This window comes from Flavobacterium sp. IB48 (assembly GCF_016405855.1).
GTDB classification, from domain to species: domain Bacteria; phylum Bacteroidota; class Bacteroidia; order Flavobacteriales; family Flavobacteriaceae; genus Flavobacterium; species Flavobacterium ginsengisoli.
The window spans coordinates 32,168-47,958 of record NZ_JAEFCA010000005.1 but is presented as its reverse complement, the minus strand read 5'-3'; the positions used below and the strand labels follow the sequence as shown (position 1 = coordinate 47,958).

The 15,791-nt window shown below is 34.3% G+C and carries 10 protein-coding genes; 9 read left to right on the top strand and 1 reads right to left on the bottom strand.

Translation table 11 applies throughout. The features are described 5' to 3' along the window. The first annotated feature begins 52 nt into the window (after positions 1-52). From JC605_RS16595 to JC605_RS16585, 3 genes are all read left to right on the top strand, one after another. A complete protein-coding gene (locus JC605_RS16595) occupies positions 53-3,259 on the top strand; it encodes a SusC/RagA family TonB-linked outer membrane protein (RefSeq protein ID WP_198857265.1) in 3,207 nt (1,068 codons plus the stop codon). A 12-nt stretch (positions 3,260-3,271) separates the two neighbouring features. Then, positions 3,272-4,729: a SusD/RagB family nutrient-binding outer membrane lipoprotein gene (locus JC605_RS16590; protein WP_198857264.1), complete on the top strand. Its 1,458-nt coding sequence runs from the start codon at positions 3,272-3,274 to the stop codon at positions 4,727-4,729. Positions 4,730-4,986: 257 nt separating this feature from the next. Beyond that, positions 4,987-8,832: a M43 family zinc metalloprotease gene (locus JC605_RS16585; protein ID WP_198857263.1), complete on the top strand. Its 3,846-nt coding sequence runs from the start codon at positions 4,987-4,989 to the stop codon at positions 8,830-8,832. Positions 8,833-8,909: 77 nt separating this feature from the next. Here JC605_RS16585 and JC605_RS16580 read toward each other — a convergent pair whose 3' ends face one another. Beyond that, a complete protein-coding gene (locus JC605_RS16580) occupies positions 8,910-10,121 on the bottom strand; it encodes a Xaa-Pro peptidase family protein (protein WP_198857262.1) in 1,212 nt (403 codons plus the stop codon). 186 nt (positions 10,122-10,307) lie between these two features. Here JC605_RS16580 and JC605_RS16575 point away from each other — a divergent pair, with 186 nt between their 5' ends. The 6 genes from JC605_RS16575 (at position 10,308) to JC605_RS16550 (ending at position 15,778) form a co-directional block, all read left to right on the top strand. Then, on the top strand, positions 10,308-11,597 hold the full coding sequence (locus tag JC605_RS16575) for a S28 family serine protease (protein ID WP_198857261.1): 1,290 nt from the start codon (positions 10,308-10,310) through the stop codon (positions 11,595-11,597). A 269-nt stretch (positions 11,598-11,866) separates the two neighbouring features. Beyond that, positions 11,867-12,577 (top strand): molybdate ABC transporter substrate-binding protein, encoded by a 711-nt coding sequence (gene modA / locus JC605_RS16570; protein WP_198857260.1) that lies wholly within the window; start codon positions 11,867-11,869, stop codon positions 12,575-12,577. Further along, positions 12,574-12,969, top strand: a complete 396-nt coding sequence (locus JC605_RS16565) for a TOBE domain-containing protein (protein ID WP_198857259.1) — start codon at positions 12,574-12,576, stop codon at positions 12,967-12,969. Before modA ends, JC605_RS16565 begins: the two co-directional genes overlap by 4 nt. Beyond that, positions 12,962-13,636 carry a molybdate ABC transporter permease subunit gene (gene modB, locus JC605_RS16560; protein WP_198857258.1) on the top strand — a complete coding sequence of 225 codons (675 nt, stop codon included), beginning with the start codon at positions 12,962-12,964 and terminating at the stop codon, positions 13,634-13,636. Before JC605_RS16565 ends, modB begins: the two co-directional genes overlap by 8 nt. After that, positions 13,636-14,511 (top strand): ABC transporter ATP-binding protein, encoded by an 876-nt coding sequence (locus tag JC605_RS16555; protein ID WP_198857257.1) that lies wholly within the window; start codon positions 13,636-13,638, stop codon positions 14,509-14,511. Before modB ends, JC605_RS16555 begins: the two co-directional genes overlap by 1 nt. Before the next feature lie 160 nt (positions 14,512-14,671). Further along, complete coding sequence (locus tag JC605_RS16550; RefSeq protein ID WP_198857256.1) at positions 14,672-15,778, top strand: cytochrome-c peroxidase; 1,107 nt, start codon at positions 14,672-14,674, stop codon at positions 15,776-15,778. The last annotated feature ends 13 nt before the right edge of the window (positions 15,779-15,791 follow it).

The following is a 15,791-nucleotide window of genomic DNA, read 5'->3' as shown; positions in this document are numbered from 1 at the left end:
AAAAATTATCTAAAAAGCAAAATATTTGCCTCATTAATTATAAAACCATTTTATGAAATTGAAGATTAATTTTAGAAAAATTGCAGTACTCTTTTTTGTACTGTTGACCAAACTGACATTTGCGCAAGAACGGATAGTGTCAGGAATTGTATCAGATGAGAATGGAATACCTCTACCAGGTGTGGGTGTTCTAGTTAAAGGAACTCAAACTGGCTCTCAGACTGATTTTGACGGGAAATATTCAATAAAAGCTGATGCAAACGCTGTGTTAGTGTTTACTTTTATTGGAATGCAAACGAGAGAAGTTCAAGCGCGAGATAAAAGCATTAATATAAAAATGACTGCTGGTTCTACACAATTGCAAGAAATTGTTGTTACCGCATTAGGTCTTAAAAGAGAGAAAAAATCGCTGGGTTACGCTACCCAAGAAATAAGTGGCGACCAGCTTACAAAGATAAATACTGGGAACGTCTCTAATAATATTTCAGGAAAAATTGCAGGTGTAGAGGTTAGAAGAAATAATAATATAGGCGGTTCAACCAATGTTGTGATTCGTGGTACCACTTCATTAACAGGAAATAATCAAGCTTTATGGGTTGTTGACGGAATTGTATTGAACAATGACAACACGAATAAAGAAGATCAAAAATCTGGTGGAAATGTAGGCGGTTATGATTACGGAAATGCAGCGTCTGATATTAATCCTGATGATATCGAAACCATGAACGTTTTAAAAGGGGCGGCGGCTACGGCATTGTATGGTTCTAGAGCATCAAATGGAGTTATTATTGTTACGCTTAAAAAAGGAAGTAAATCTAAAGGCGGATTAGGATTTAGTTTTAGTTCGGGAGTTAATGTTGGGGTAGTAGATAAAAAAACATTGCCAGAATATCAAAATCAATATGGTGGAGGTTATGGTGATTTTTATGGAACAGTTGATCTAGGAAGCGGAGTTCATCCTTACGTAGCGACAGATGACGCAGCGTGGGGACCAAAATTTGATCCTTCATTACTGGTTTACAACTGGAACTCATTTTATCCAGAATTACCAACTTATGGAAAAGCAACTCCATATAAAGCGGTAAGAAACAATCCGAACAGTTTTTACCAAAACAGTCTTACTTATATAAATAATATCGCTTTTTCGGGAGGAAATGATCAGGGAGATTTTAGATTTGGTTACACCAATTACAATCAGCAACAAGGAATTTTGCCAAACAGTAATAACAGAAAAGACAATTTTAACTTTTCTGGAAGTTTTAAGGTCACGCCAAAAACTAGAATTTCGACTACAGCTAATTATCTAACATCAGATGCTATCGGAATGAACGAAACAGGATATGGAGATGGCGGAAATAACTATTTGAGTAGTGTGAGACAATGGTATACAACTAATGCCGATTTTAAAGATCTTAAAGAGGCTTATGAATTGACTGGTAATAATACAACATGGAATGTTGGTTCTCCAGATGATTTAAAAGCTCAATTTCATGACAACCCTTATTTTCAGCGTTACAACAATTATAACTCTCTAAAAAGAGATCGTTTCTTTGGTAATGTAGTTGTAAAAACCGATGTTACGAACTGGTTTGATATTATGGGAAGAGGTGCAGTCGATTTTTACCACCAATTGCAAGAAGAGCGTATTGCTGTTGGATCTAAAAGAACTCCAAATGCTCTTGGACAATATTCTAGATTTGATAAAAATTTTAGAGAGATCAACTTGGATTTAGTGCTGAACTTTAAAACTGGTATTGCAGAAGGAATTAGTTTTAATGGTATGTTAGGAGGTAATACAAGACGTTCTGTTAACAATTCTATTTACGCAGTAACAAATGGAGGATTGGTTGTGCCTGGAATTTATGCCTTAACCAACTCAATTGATCAAATTAATAGTCCAGACGAGATACAGCAGACTTTAGGTACAAATAGTGTTTATGGTATGGCAAGTTTCAATTTCCTTGACACTTATTTTCTTGAAGGAACTTATAGAATAGATCAGTCGTCTACTTTACCAAAAGACAATAATACCTATTCTTATCCATCAGTTACAGCTACTTATATTTTTAGCAATCATATTAAAAAAGAATGGCTGTCATTCGGAAAATTACGTTTGAATTATGCTGAAACCGGAAACGATGCGCCATTTGCGGTAACTTCGGCACTTTATCCTAAAAACAGCAATTTTGGACCTGGCGGAATTCGTTTTTCTACAGAAAACAGCAGAAGTAATTCTGACTTGAAGAGTGAGTTGACAAAAGGAGTTGAAGCAGGTGTTGAACTTAAATTCTTTAAAAACAGATTAGGACTTGATTTTTCTTATTATAAAACCAATACCACAAATCAAATCCTTTCTATCGAAACACCAACTCAGACAGGATATACAAGAGCTTGGATTAACGCAGGAAATGTTCAGAATAAAGGTTATGAGTTAACCTTGAATGCAACACCAATAAAAACAACTGATTTTTCTTGGCAGGCAACTGTAAACTGGTCAACGAATAAAAACGAAGTAATTTCTTTAGGAGGAGCCAATCAAATTTCGTTAGGATCTTTTCAGGGAGTTAATTATGTAGCAGAAGTTGGCAAACCAGTTGGACAGTTAGTTGGTTCTGGTTATACCTATTTAAACGGAGAAAAAGTAATTCGTTCAAACGGAAGATATCTACAAACTGCGGGAGCTGTAATAGGCAATGTTGCTCCAGATTGGATTGGTGGTTTTAATAACGTTTTGACGTACAAAAATATCGCTTTCAATTTTTTAATAGATGTTAAAAAAGGCGGAGATGTCTATTCTCTAGATCAGCAATTTGGTCATGCGACTGGAATTTATGAAAGTACTGTTTCAAAAAACCATAATGGAGTTCCTCAGCGTGAGCCAGTTTCTCAAGGTGGTGGAGTGTTGTTAGATGGTGTAAAACAAGACGGTTCACGTAACGATGTTGTAGCAAGCGTGACAGGAACAGATGGTTATTATTTTTATAATTCTATGCCACAGCAAGAATATGTTTATGATGCTTCTTATGTAAAACTTCGTGAAGTAGGATTGAGCTATAGGCTTCCAAAAAGATTTTTAGAGAATACATTTATTAGCAATATGGTTTTTGCTATAAACGGAAGCAATCTTTGGATAATCCACAAAAACTTGCCTTATGCAGATCCTGAGGCAGGAGCTTCTTCAGGTAATTTGCAAGGTTTTCAAACAGGAGTGCTGCCAACAACAAAGGAGTATAGTTTTACCCTGAAAGTTCAATTCTAAAAAATTAAAGACATGAGAATTATAAAAACAATATTTTTTGCAGGCGCAGTTTTGTGTGCAATTGCTTCATGTGACAATCTAGATAACATGAATAAGAATGAAAAAGGTTATGAAACCGCTTTGCCAAGCGCATTAATGACTAGTGCACAAGTAAATTATGCTTATTTTTTAACGAATGCTTCTGTAAATTCAAACAACTTTAGAGCCTATGCACAGCATTGGTCTACATCTACTTATACAGATGAAGCCAATTATAATCAGGCAAAAAGAAATTTAGGAAGTTCGCATTCGGTGTTATTGTACAGAGATGTATTGCAGGATTTGATCAATTCAAAAAAGCAGATTAAAGATAGCAAAGCATTAGGACCTATTGAAGAGGGAATCAAGAAAAACCGACTTGCTATTTTAGAAGTGCAAATTGTAATGGCGTACCAAACGCTGGTTGATTTGTTTGGAAATGTAGCTTATTCTGAAGCTTTAGATATCAAAAAATTTCCGCTTCCTAAATACGATGATGCAAAAACAATCTATTTTGATTTGGCTACCCGTTTAGATGCAGCCATTTTAGATTTAAATGATCAATATGATAGTTTCGGAAATGCTGATTTAATTTTTCATGGCGATGTGGCTAAATGGAAAACTTTAGCAAATAGTGTAAAACTAAAAATGGGATTGCATTTAGCAGATGTTGACGCTGCAAAAGCAAAAACAATGGTAGAAAGCGCTTTCAATTCAGGAGTTATGAGTAAAGAAACTGATACTGCTTTGTTTCAGTATTTCTCTTCAATAACAGACATGAATCCATTATATGATGATTTGGTTAACTCAAGCCAGATTAATATTGCCGCATTTTTTGTGAATGAATTAAACGGAAAAGAAGATCCAAGACGTGATTTTTTCTTCAATCCAAATTCAAAAATAAATGGAGAATACAAAGGCGCTCCATATGCGCAGCAAGTTAATTATGCTGATTATAGCAATACAGGTTTAAGACTTAGACAGAAAACAAATCCAGGTGTTATATTCGATTACACAGAAACTTGTTTTTTATTGGCCGACGCGGCAAACCGAGGCTTTAACGTAGGAGCAAATGCAGCAACGTATTATACAAAAGGAATTGAAGCTAGTATGAAATTTTGGGGAGTTTCAGACACTGATATCCAAACGTATTTGAATAGACCAGATGTCGCTTTTGCAACAGCTGCAGGAACAGACAAACAAAAAATCGCTTATCAGCTTTGGATTGCATATTACAATCGTGGTTTTGAAGCTTGGACAGAATATAGAAGATTAGATTATCCTATACTTACAGCGCCTGTTACAGCAGTTCAAGAAGCTGAAGGGAAAGTTCCTGTTAGAAATATTTATTCTACATCTGATAAAACGCTTAATACAGCAAATTACGAAGCTGCTTCATCGGCTATTGGAGGAGATTTAATGACAACAAGAATTTTTTGGGACAAATTTTAATTTTGAGTTAGTTTAATTTGTTTTTTGAGACCAGCACTTTTAAGTGCTGGTTTTTTTTTGCTCAAAGTTTTTAGATTAATATTCTTATAAAGTTAAATGTGTGTTGTTATCTGTATTTTAAAATTGGAATTTTTAAGGATATGTTTTTTTAAGGTTAAAAACATGATAATTATGTATTAATTCTGATTAAAATAATATCAGAAACATATAAACATGTAAGGTAATTTTGATTGTTACTAATTATAAAACCTAAATAGATGAAATTAAAATTACTAATCTGCTTACTGATTTTCAGTGTATTGAAAGTTAGTTCGCAAGTTTTGCCCTGCAGAACAAGCGAAGAAAATGCCAAAGTGTATCGGAATAATCCACATGCACTTGAAGAAAAAAAGAACTTTGATGTTTTTAGTAAAAACTTTGCTGCACAACGCAAATCTCAAACCTCAAAAACGGCTGCCGTTACTTATACAATCCCGGTAGTTTTCCATATTTATGGAGATGTGCAAGGAGGTAAAACCGTAACCTATGAAAAAATTGTAAATCACCTTGCCCAACTTAATGATGATTTTAATGGACGCAATGCCGATTATCAAACCGTAGAACCATTCTTTCAGTCACGACGTGGAACTTTGAATATCGAATTTAAGTTAGCTAAAAAAGATCCTAATGGCGGTTGTACAACAGGAGTTGTATTCCATCCAACAAAAAACGGATATGGAAATGGCGGCGGTTACGATGATCAAATTGCTGCTGACGCTTGGGATAATACTAAATACATGAATGTTTATATTCAGAATGATTTGTATAATGATGGAGCTACAAATAATTCGGGTGTTGCTTGGTATCCAAGTTCAGATATGACAGCAAGCAATACCGCTCGTGTTGTTTTTAACGGAGCTTACTTATATGATAACTCCTATAGTAAAGAATTCTCGGCAACTTTAACGCATGAGTTTGGTCACTTTCTTAACCTGATTCATACTTTTGAAGGAGGATGCTCTGGCACAGATGAGGTTGCAGATACTCCAGCTGAAGACGGAAATCATACCTTAGGCTGTACTCCAGGAACAAACTGCAGCGGTGACAAAGTAAACTTTGAAAACTATATGGGATATAACGGCGCTCAAGGTTGTTATAAAATGTATACACAAGGTCAGATCGACAGAATGCTGGCGGCTTTAGAACATCCTGCTCGAAAATCTTTATGGCAACCGCAAAATTTAATTGATACTGGCGTTAATGCAACAGGAAGTACACTAGTTGCTTCGGCAGTAACTTTTAAAGAAGCTATTATAAATGATGGTTCTTTTGATACTTCTTCTATCATAAACTTAAACGGAACAAAAACTTTTACGGTATCTTCAGGAACTTTAACAGCTGGTACTCATTTTACACATACTTTTCCAGCAGGAATAACTCCTGTACTTACTGTAAATTCAAACAATCAAATTACGGTTACATTAACTGGAAAAGCCACTAATCATGCAGCAAGTAATAATGCTTCAGGAGGAATTAGTTTTTTACCTGCGGCTTTTACAGGCGGAACAGCCAATTTATCATGTAGTTCTCTCTATTTTAACTTTAAATTTTCAGATCCTTACGGAATCTTTTTTGTAGATATGCCTGATGTTACTGTATCATCTGCACTGACATGGAAATATTTTGAAATTGCAAAAGGAGACTATAAAGCATTTGGAGGTTGGCGTTATGCGGCCAATGCTTTAAAAATAGAAACTTATGCAAAGAAACTAGTTTGTGAAACAGGCACTAGAAATATCTCATTATTAAATTCAAACACAGCTGTTGGTCCAACGAGTAATATGACTGCTCCAGGCGCATATCCAAACCAGTTAGATTTAAGAACGGCAAGTTACACAGCTTGGGATGGAAAAACAGGGTATGTTGGATTTGATTATTTAATGGATGGTCTTACTTGTTATGGATGGTTCAAAGTAAAAGTAAACGCTGATGGTGACGGATATACTATCTTGGAATATGCTTATAATACCAAGCCAAATACTCCAATTTATACAGGAATGACCGATAAGACTGCTACAACTTTATCAGCAGATACCTTATACGAAGCTGTAACTAATGACGGAAGCATTACATCTACTGCAACAATTGCATTGACGACCAATAATGGAACATTCACGAAAAGCAGTGGAACTTTTACTGCAGGAACAGATTATACCATTACAGGCGTTCCAGCTGGATTAACAGCAGTTTTAACTTTAGAAAGCAATACCAAAACAGTACTTTCTTTTACAGGAAAAGCAACTGCACATAATACAACAAATGATGCTGCTGTTACGCTTACTTTTAAAGATGCAGCAATTACAGGTGGTATAGCGACTTTAGATACTGCAACCAAAACAATCAACTTGAAGTTTGATGCTCCTTATGGTGTATTTTACGTAAATAATCCAGATTATACTGCCAACGCAGCATCGACTTGGCAATATTTTGATTTGGGCATTGGAGATAATACAGAATATGGTGCATGGCAATATGCCGCTGCGGCTTTAAAAATAGAGACGTACGGAAAAAGGCTAGTTGCTGAATCTGGAACAAGAAATATTTCATTCTTAGCACAAGGAACTTCTATTGGCGCTTCGAGTAATTTTGCTACTCCAGGAAATTATCCGAATCAGTTGGATTTGCGAACAGCTACTTATACTACTTGGGACAATAAAACAGGTTATGTTGGTTTTGAATATACTAGCAGAGGTCGTATTTGTTACGGATGGATGCATATTAAAGTAGAGGCTGGAGGAGTAGGCTATACCGTTTTGGACTATGCTTATAATACTAAACCAAACGAGCCGATTTTGGCAGGAATACAAACTGCAAATGTAGTATTGGCTCCAACAAGCTTGACAGCAACAGTTACTAATTTAGAAGCTTCTCTTACTTGGACAAATAATGCTACTAATGCCACAAATGTAATAATAGAAAGAGCAGGTTCAGATGATGTATATGCCGAAATTGTTACTTTAGCCAATACAGCATCTACTTATACCAATACAGCTTTAACAGCAGGCAGCACTTATAAATATAGAGTTAGAGCAAAATCAGGAACAGATTATTCGGCTTATTCGAATGTGGCTACGGTTACGATTCCTGCAGCTTCGCTATGCAGTGCGCAAGGAGCAAATAGTTACGAGTATATAAGCTCGATTGCGGTAGGAAGCTTTGTAAACACATCAGGAAAAGAAACAAATGGTTATGCCGATTATACTTCAAAAGTAATTACACTGACTCCAAATGCAAATACGAGTATTACTTTGACACCAGGTTTTACAGGATCTGCTTACACCGAATATTGGGGAGTTTGGATTGATTACAATAAAAACAATCAGTTTGAAGAATCTGAAAAAGTAGTTAATAATATTTCGTCAAATGGTGCTGTAACAGCAAGTTTTACACCTGCATCATTTACAGGAACAACTAGAATGAGAGTTGTAATGAAGTATAATGCCAATCCATCTTCAACTTGTGGAAATCTAGGAGATGGTGAAATCGAAGATTATACTGTTAGTGCAGGAACTTCTGTACCACCAAATCCAGCAACTTTAACAATTCCTGCTAATCTTGGTAATGCAGGTGTATACACATCAGGATTTTATGCTTCGTGGGCAACATCAGCAGATGCGACATCTTATGAAGTGCAATTGAATACTTCTTCAGGTTGGTCATTAGCTGGAACTTCGACAACATATTATCTATGGATTCCAAAACAAGGAACTCAAACGGTATATGAATTTAGAGTGAAAGCAAAAAATGGCAATGCTTTTAGCGATTGGAGCGCATCGCATACTATTGATTTACAATCTGGAAGTTTAGGTTTGCCAGGCTCAGATATCAATACAGCAAAAACATTCACCATGTATCCAAATCCAGCTTCTGATGTGGTAAACTTTACTTTTGAAAATATTGATATAAATAAAGTTAAAGTATCAATTTACGATAGTACAGGACATTTAATTGCTACAATGCATAATACAACAGTTTATTCTCTTAAATATTTAAATAAAGGAGTTTATATTGTTGTAGCTACAGATGGTAAGTTTGTGGAAAAGAAAAAATTATTGGTTGAATAAGAGTTAATTTGCTCAAAAAGAAAGGGATGCTTGTTTTAGCATCCCTTTTTTATTAAAAAGATAAAGTGTTTAAAAACCTATAGGCCAAAAGGATTTTCAATACTCTGCATAGGTTCAGTAAACCATTTAGGGCCATTTGCAGTCATGTAAAAATGATCTTCATGACGAATACCGAATTGTCCTGGCATGCATATCATTGGTTCGTTGCTAACAACCATTCCTTCTTTTAGAACAGTTTGATTGCCTCTTACCAAATAAGGATATTCATGAATATCAAGTCCTGTTCCGTGTCCAACACGATGAGGTAGACCCGGAATTTCATAATCACCGCTTAGTCCGGCTTGTGCCAGAACTTTTCGAGCTGCATCATCAACAGAACCACATGTTGCTCCAATTTGCGCAGCATCAAAAGCAGCTTTTTGAGTTGCCTTTTCAAGATTCCATATTCTTCGGTGCTCTTCATTTGGAGTTCCGTAAACATAAGTTCTTGTAATATCAGACAAATAGCCTTCTAAGCGACATCCTGTATCAATTAATACAATATCATTATCCACTAAATTTTGTGGAGATGTAACACCATGCGGATATTGAGAATCTTCTCCAAAAAGAACAATGCAGAAATAAGAACCCGATGAAACACCAGCCTTAATATGCGCTCTATGAATAAAGTCGACAACAGTGCTTACTTCAATGCCTGGATATAAAATGCTTGCCGCCGCTTTTTGAACCGTCATGGTTATATTTTTAGCCTGCTGAATTATAGCAATTTCGTTAGCCGATTTATGCATTCTGCATCCTGCTGTAATAGGCTGTGCATTTACAAAACTAAATTTTGGATTCGCTTTTGCAACTCCATCAATCAGGAAAAAAGAAGCCGATTCGTCTAGCGCAATATTTCCATCAATGACATTTTTGTTTTGCAAAATGCTTCCAAATAGCTCGTATGGACTTTCATGTTCTTCCCAGAAATTTAAGTTTCCTTCAACTTTCATAAAAGTCTTAAAAGTTCCTTCTTCAAATTTCGGAACAATATATTCAACCGTTTCATCGTCAAAAAGGAGCGCTCCAACCATACGTTCAGAAGCATTCCATTTTGTCCCTGTAAAATAATACAGATTCGTTCCCGCATTTACATAAAGCGCTTTACAGTTATGCTCTTTCATTAATTCGACCGCATTTTTGATACGCTGTTTGTATTCTGATAAAGCAATTGGCACAACACCAAGTGTCATGTTTTGTATTTTTCCCAATTCGATATCTATAGTTGATCCGCCAACTCCAATTGTCATTTTTTATTTTTTTAGTTAATATTAAATCGCTGTATGCTTCAATTTTTCAATAAAATTAAGGCATTATTTCGATTTTGTCTTATGTTGATGCAAACTAGATAAAATATTACATTTTAAGGGTAATATAATATCAGTTTCAGCTTAACATTGCGCTTACTTTTAAAAACTTAAATAATTAAGATTAAAATGAATTCAAAAACCTTTATTACCTCATTGTTTTTTCTTTTGTTGAACTATTTTACAATAGCTGCGCAAAAGATAGAAGAATCATCAGAGAATTTACAGCAAAGATTGAATGAATTATTTCCAAAAGCGATTATAACTCGAATTGAAAATTTGGAAAATTATACCGAATCGTATCAGATCATTTTAGATGAACCTTTAGATCATAAACATCCTGAAAAGGGAACTTTTCAGCATTATATTTATCTTTCTCATCTTGGTTTTGACAGGCCAACGGTAATTGAAACTCATGGTTATAATACTGAAAATATAAAGAGTGAAGTAAGCAGTCTTTTGCAAGCAAATCAAGTTGCGGTTGAATATCGTTTTTATGGAAAATCAAGACCAAATCCGATTCAATGGGAATATTTAACCAATGATCAAGCTATTGCAGATTATCATGATATTGTAACTAAGTTGAAAAAAATATATTCTGGCAAATGGATTTCTACAGGAATTAGTAAAGGAGGAGAAACAGCTCTGATTTATAAATCTATTTATCCGAATGATGTTGATGTTGCAATGCCTTATGTGGCTCCGTTAATTAATTCTTGCGAAGATCCTAGAACGATAAATCATACAAGAACAGTTGGAACAGCAGAATGTAGAGCAAAAATAACCGCTTTTCAGAGAACTGTTTTAAAAGATAAAGAAGCCGTTTTAGCCGTTTTTCAGGATTATGCAACTACAAAAAAAATGCAATTTACAGAAGTTCCTTTTGCTGAATCTTTGGAATATGCCGTTTTAGAATTCCCTTTTTCTTTTTGGCAATGGGGAGGAAAATGCGATGAGATTCCGTCAGCAAATGCTTCTGCAAAAGAATTATTTGATTATTTGAATAAAATTGTTGGAGTGGGAACTTACAGTGATAAAATGTCTTTTGTTTATTTACCGTCTTATTATCAGCATTTAAGTGAATTGGGTTACTACGGATTTGATCTAGAGCCTGTTGCTGATTTACTGACTATTGTAAAAAGCAGTTCGAATGCAAGATTCGCACCTAAAGATGTTGCAATTAAATACAACCCAAAATACATTAAAAAAGTTCGTAAATATGTTGAAAACAAAGGAGACAAAATTTTATATATCTACGGAGGTTATGATACTTGGTTCTGTTGTTCTCCAACTCCTAAACCAAATGTTGATGCTCTTAAAATGGTGCTTCCTAATGGAAGTCACTCCACCAGAGTAAGAGATTTTTCTGAAAATGACAGAATTTTAATTATGAATACTTTGAACAAATGGTTGAATTAGAAATCTAGATTGTATCGTACTAAAGTCTATTATAGTATTAAAGCCTGAGAATATACTTCTTGGGCTTTTTTTATTTATGGAATATATTTACATGCTATTTTTCTTTTAAAAGATTAGTTTTTTCAATCTACGCGAGAATGCTTATTTTTACAATTATAATATTATTTATTTCGTTTGTTATGAGAAAGAGAAACAAGTCACTACGGTATAAAATCAGAAAGAGATTTTTGTTTTATCTGTTGCTGTTTTCCGTATTATCTTTCGGGAATATGCAGGCGCAACAGAAATTTACAATTGTGGCGGCGGCGAATTTAAAAGTCGCTTTAGATTCTATAAATAATGTTTTTAAAATTCAAAACCCAGATATAAATCCTCAGATTACTTATGGTGCTTCTGGAAAATTTTATGAGCAGATTTCTAGTGGAGCGCCATTTGATTTATTCTTTTCAGCAGATATGGATTATGCTAATAAACTGGAAAATAAAAAAATGACAGCCTCAAAAGTAAAAATGTATGCTGTGGGTAAATTGGTTATTTGGAGCAAAAAAATGGATCCGAATAAAGCGAAAATGAATAGCCTTTTAGATGCTTCTATTAGAAAAATAGCTATCGGAAATCCGTCAACTGCGCCATATGGAGAAAAAGCGGTGGAGTGCTTAAAATTCTACAAAATATATGATAAAGTAAAAAACAAATTGGTCTTTGGCGATAATATTACACAAGCCACTCAGTTTGTAACTACCGGAAATGCTGATATTGGAATTACAGCCTTGTCTCTTGTGCTAACTCCTAATATGCAAAAAGAAGGAGGAAAGTATTATATTATTCCAGAAAAAAGCCATTCTTCGTTAGAACAAGGATGCGTAGTATTGAAACATGGAAAAGACAATGTGAATGCTGTAAAGTTTTATAATTTTATATCTTCAAAAAAAGCAATTGCTATTTTAAAATATTACGGATACGATACAAAGGCAAAATGAATGTACTAAAAGGAATTATAACTAAAATTCAATCGCATGAAGGCATTTCATTAGTTAAGCTGAAATCGAATGAAAATATCTTTACTTCGATCATTCTAGACGTGCCGGATTATTTAAAAGAAAATAATACAGTTAAAATCATTTTTAAGGAAACAGAAGTAATAATATCTAAAGATTTAAATCCTTCTATTAGTGTTCAGAATCAGCTATACGGCCGTATAGAATCTATAAAAAAAGGAGTAATTCTGAGTCAAATTACGTTATCGATTGGAGAAGATAAAATACAATCTATTATTACTACGAATGCCTGCGAACAATTAGATCTAAAAGAAAACCAAAACATATTGGCTTTAATAAAAACGAACGAAGTAAGCTTATCTGCCTATGATTAATCTAGACCCTTTATGGCTTACTGCAAAATTGGCTTTGATTACCACATTGATTCTTTTTATAGTCTCAATTCCGCTATGTTATTGGTTGTGCTACAGTCGATTTCGATTAAAAGCCATTATTGAGGCACTAATTAGTTTGCCGTTGGTTTTACCGCCATCTGTTTTAGGTTTTTATCTTTTAATAGCTTTTAGTCCAGAAAACGCTTTTGGCAAGTTTCTCTCAGATTATTTTGATGTGAGATTGGTTTTTACTTTCGAAGGATTAATTCTGGCTTCAGTCTTATACAGTTTGCCTTTTATGGTGAACCCGATTTTATCAGGATTAAAAAATCTTTCTCCAACTTTGCAAGAGGCTTCTTTTACTTTAGGAAAATCAAGATTTACTACGATTACCAAAATTTTACTTCCAAATATTAGCGCTTCATTGTTTACTGGAATTATAATGACATTTGCCCATACTTTGGGAGAATTTGGAGTTGTTTTAATGGTTGGCGGGAGTATTCCAGAAGAAACAAAAGTAGTTTCTATAGCGATTTATGAAGAAGTAGAATCCATGAATTATCATAATGCCAATATATATGCTGGAATATTGTTTGCGTTTTCTTTTTCAATTTTGTTAGCAGTTCATTTAATCAATAATAAATCTAGAAAAACAACTCTTTATTAATGATACAGTTAGATGCTTATAAAATGCTACAGACAGCAGATGGCGAATTGCCATTAGATATCTCTCTGACGATAAAAAAAGGAGAGTTTGTTTCTGTTTACGGAAATTCGGGAGCCGGTAAGACAACCATTTTGAGAATTTTGGCAGGACTTACTCGAGCAGAGAAAGCAGTTATAAAAGTAGGGGAATCAGTTTGGGATGATTCTATAAAAAAAATCCATTTCCCTGTTCAAAATCGTTCTATTGGCTTTGTATTTCAAGATTTTGCTTTGTTTCCAAATTTAACTGTAAAAGAGAATCTTGAGTTTGCTTTATCTAAAAATGATTCCAAAGAAATTATTCCAGAGTTGATAGAACTTATGGAATTGCAATCACTCCAGAATAGTAAACCGCAGAATTTATCGGGAGGACAAAAACAACGTGCAGCACTGGCAAGAGCAATTGTACGTATGCCTGAGATTCTTTTATTAGACGAACCTTTATCTGCATTAGACGATGAAATGCGATTTAAACTTCAAGATTATATTTTAAAAATTCATCAAAAATATAAATTGACTACTCTGATGGTCAGTCATTCTATTTCTGAGATTTTTAAACTTTCAGACAAAGTAATTGTTGTTGATAAAGGTAAAATCGTAAAAGAAGGAACTCCAGAAAATGTATTTTCTGAACAGAAAATTAGCAGTAAATTTCAATTAACGGGAGAAATTATCAGCATTACTAAAAGTGATATTATTTATATAGTTCAGGTTTCTTCCGGTAACACTATTGTAAAAGTTGTTGCTACAGAAGAAGAGGGAAGGGAATATAAGATTGGGCAAAAGGTACTGATCGCTTCTAAAGCATTCAATCCTGTAATTCAGATTTTGAAGTGATCTTAAAAAGATCGATTAAAAACATCTTTTTTAAGTATTAATACTTATTTTAGCAATATGAAAAAACTAAGTACTTAGGGTTTTTCTAATCAGCAGTATTCATTTAAAAACATAATGAGGATATTGTGAATTACTAAATGGGTTCTTTTAAAAAAAGATAATGCAAATTAAATCGCATCATAAAAAAATTACATTATTTTTTGTGTTGGCAACAGCTGTATTGTTTATGGCTGTTACCGATATAGAACCTCCATATACAGATCCTTACAAGTTGGAATATCCAGATTATTTTGGAAACAGAATTAGTATTCCAGAAGATAATTTGACCACAAAACAAGGTGTTTTTCTAGGCAGAATGTTGTTTTATGAAACGAAATTATCTTCAAATAAAACAATTTCCTGTGCAAGCTGCCATCAGCAGAAACTTGCTTTTACAGACGGAAAAGCTTTTAGTCTAGGCGTGAATAATGTGCCAACTAAGCGTAGTTCAATGTCATTAGCCAATTTGCTTTGGGTTCGAAATTTTTTCTGGGACGGAAGAGCGAAAGGTCTGGAGGAACAAGCCAAATTTCCGCTTAATGATCCGCACGAAATGGGTGCTTATTTGGATAAAGCAGCTAAGGAGCTTCAGAAAACAAAAGAATATCCGCCACTTTTTAGAGATGCGTTTGGCACAGCAGAAATTACATCAGATAAAATAACCAAGGCAATTGCACAATTTGAACGCACTTTAATATCTGCGAATTCAAATTATGATAAATATCTTAGAGGTGAATATAAACCTACTAAACAAGAATTAAATGGCATGGAACTCTTTATGAATTCGCCACAGCCAGAAAAAAATAGTCGAGGAGCCAATTGTGCGCAATGTCACGGAACACCCAAAATGTACATGGAATTGTTTCATAACAACGGCCTTGATGAAGAGCCAAAAGACATAGGACGTGAGGAGCAGACAGGAATGGCAAATGATAGAGGAAGATTTAGGGTGGCAACGCTCCGCAATATTGCACTTACTGCACCTTATATGCATGATGGCAGGTTTAAAAGCCTTGAGGAAGTATTAGATCATTATAATGAACATATTAAGCCAAGTAAATCGTTAAGCATATCTTTGAAAGGTAGTTCTAACAATTTGAATGGAAAAAATCTGGGACTAACGGCAAATGAAAAATCAGATGTTATCGCTTTTCTCGAAATGCTGACAGATTCTACTTTTATTAATGATCCAAAATTTTCTAATCCGCATTTAAAGAGAATTAAATAAATTAAAAACAACT

Bases quoted from the DNA above. Each gene is read 5' to 3' on its own strand.
- JC605_RS16595 (WP_198857265.1), top strand. From the start codon at position 53: ATGAAATTGAAGATTAATTTTAGAAAAATTGCAGTACTCTTTTTTGTA.
- JC605_RS16590 (WP_198857264.1), top strand. From the start codon at position 3,272: ATGAGAATTATAAAAACAATATTTTTTGCAGGCGCAGTTTTGTGTGCA.
- JC605_RS16585 (WP_198857263.1), top strand. From the start codon at position 4,987: ATGAAATTAAAATTACTAATCTGCTTACTGATTTTCAGTGTATTGAAA.
- JC605_RS16580 (WP_198857262.1), bottom strand. From the start codon at position 10,121: ATGACAATTGGAGTTGGCGGATCAACTATAGATATCGAATTGGGAAAA.
- JC605_RS16575 (WP_198857261.1), top strand. From the start codon at position 10,308: ATGAATTCAAAAACCTTTATTACCTCATTGTTTTTTCTTTTGTTGAAC.
- modA (WP_198857260.1), top strand. From the start codon at position 11,867: ATGCAGGCGCAACAGAAATTTACAATTGTGGCGGCGGCGAATTTAAAA.
- JC605_RS16565 (WP_198857259.1), top strand. From the start codon at position 12,574: ATGAATGTACTAAAAGGAATTATAACTAAAATTCAATCGCATGAAGGC.
- modB (WP_198857258.1), top strand. From the start codon at position 12,962: ATGATTAATCTAGACCCTTTATGGCTTACTGCAAAATTGGCTTTGATT.
- JC605_RS16555 (WP_198857257.1), top strand. From the start codon at position 13,636: ATGATACAGTTAGATGCTTATAAAATGCTACAGACAGCAGATGGCGAA.
- JC605_RS16550 (WP_198857256.1), top strand. From the start codon at position 14,672: ATGCAAATTAAATCGCATCATAAAAAAATTACATTATTTTTTGTGTTG.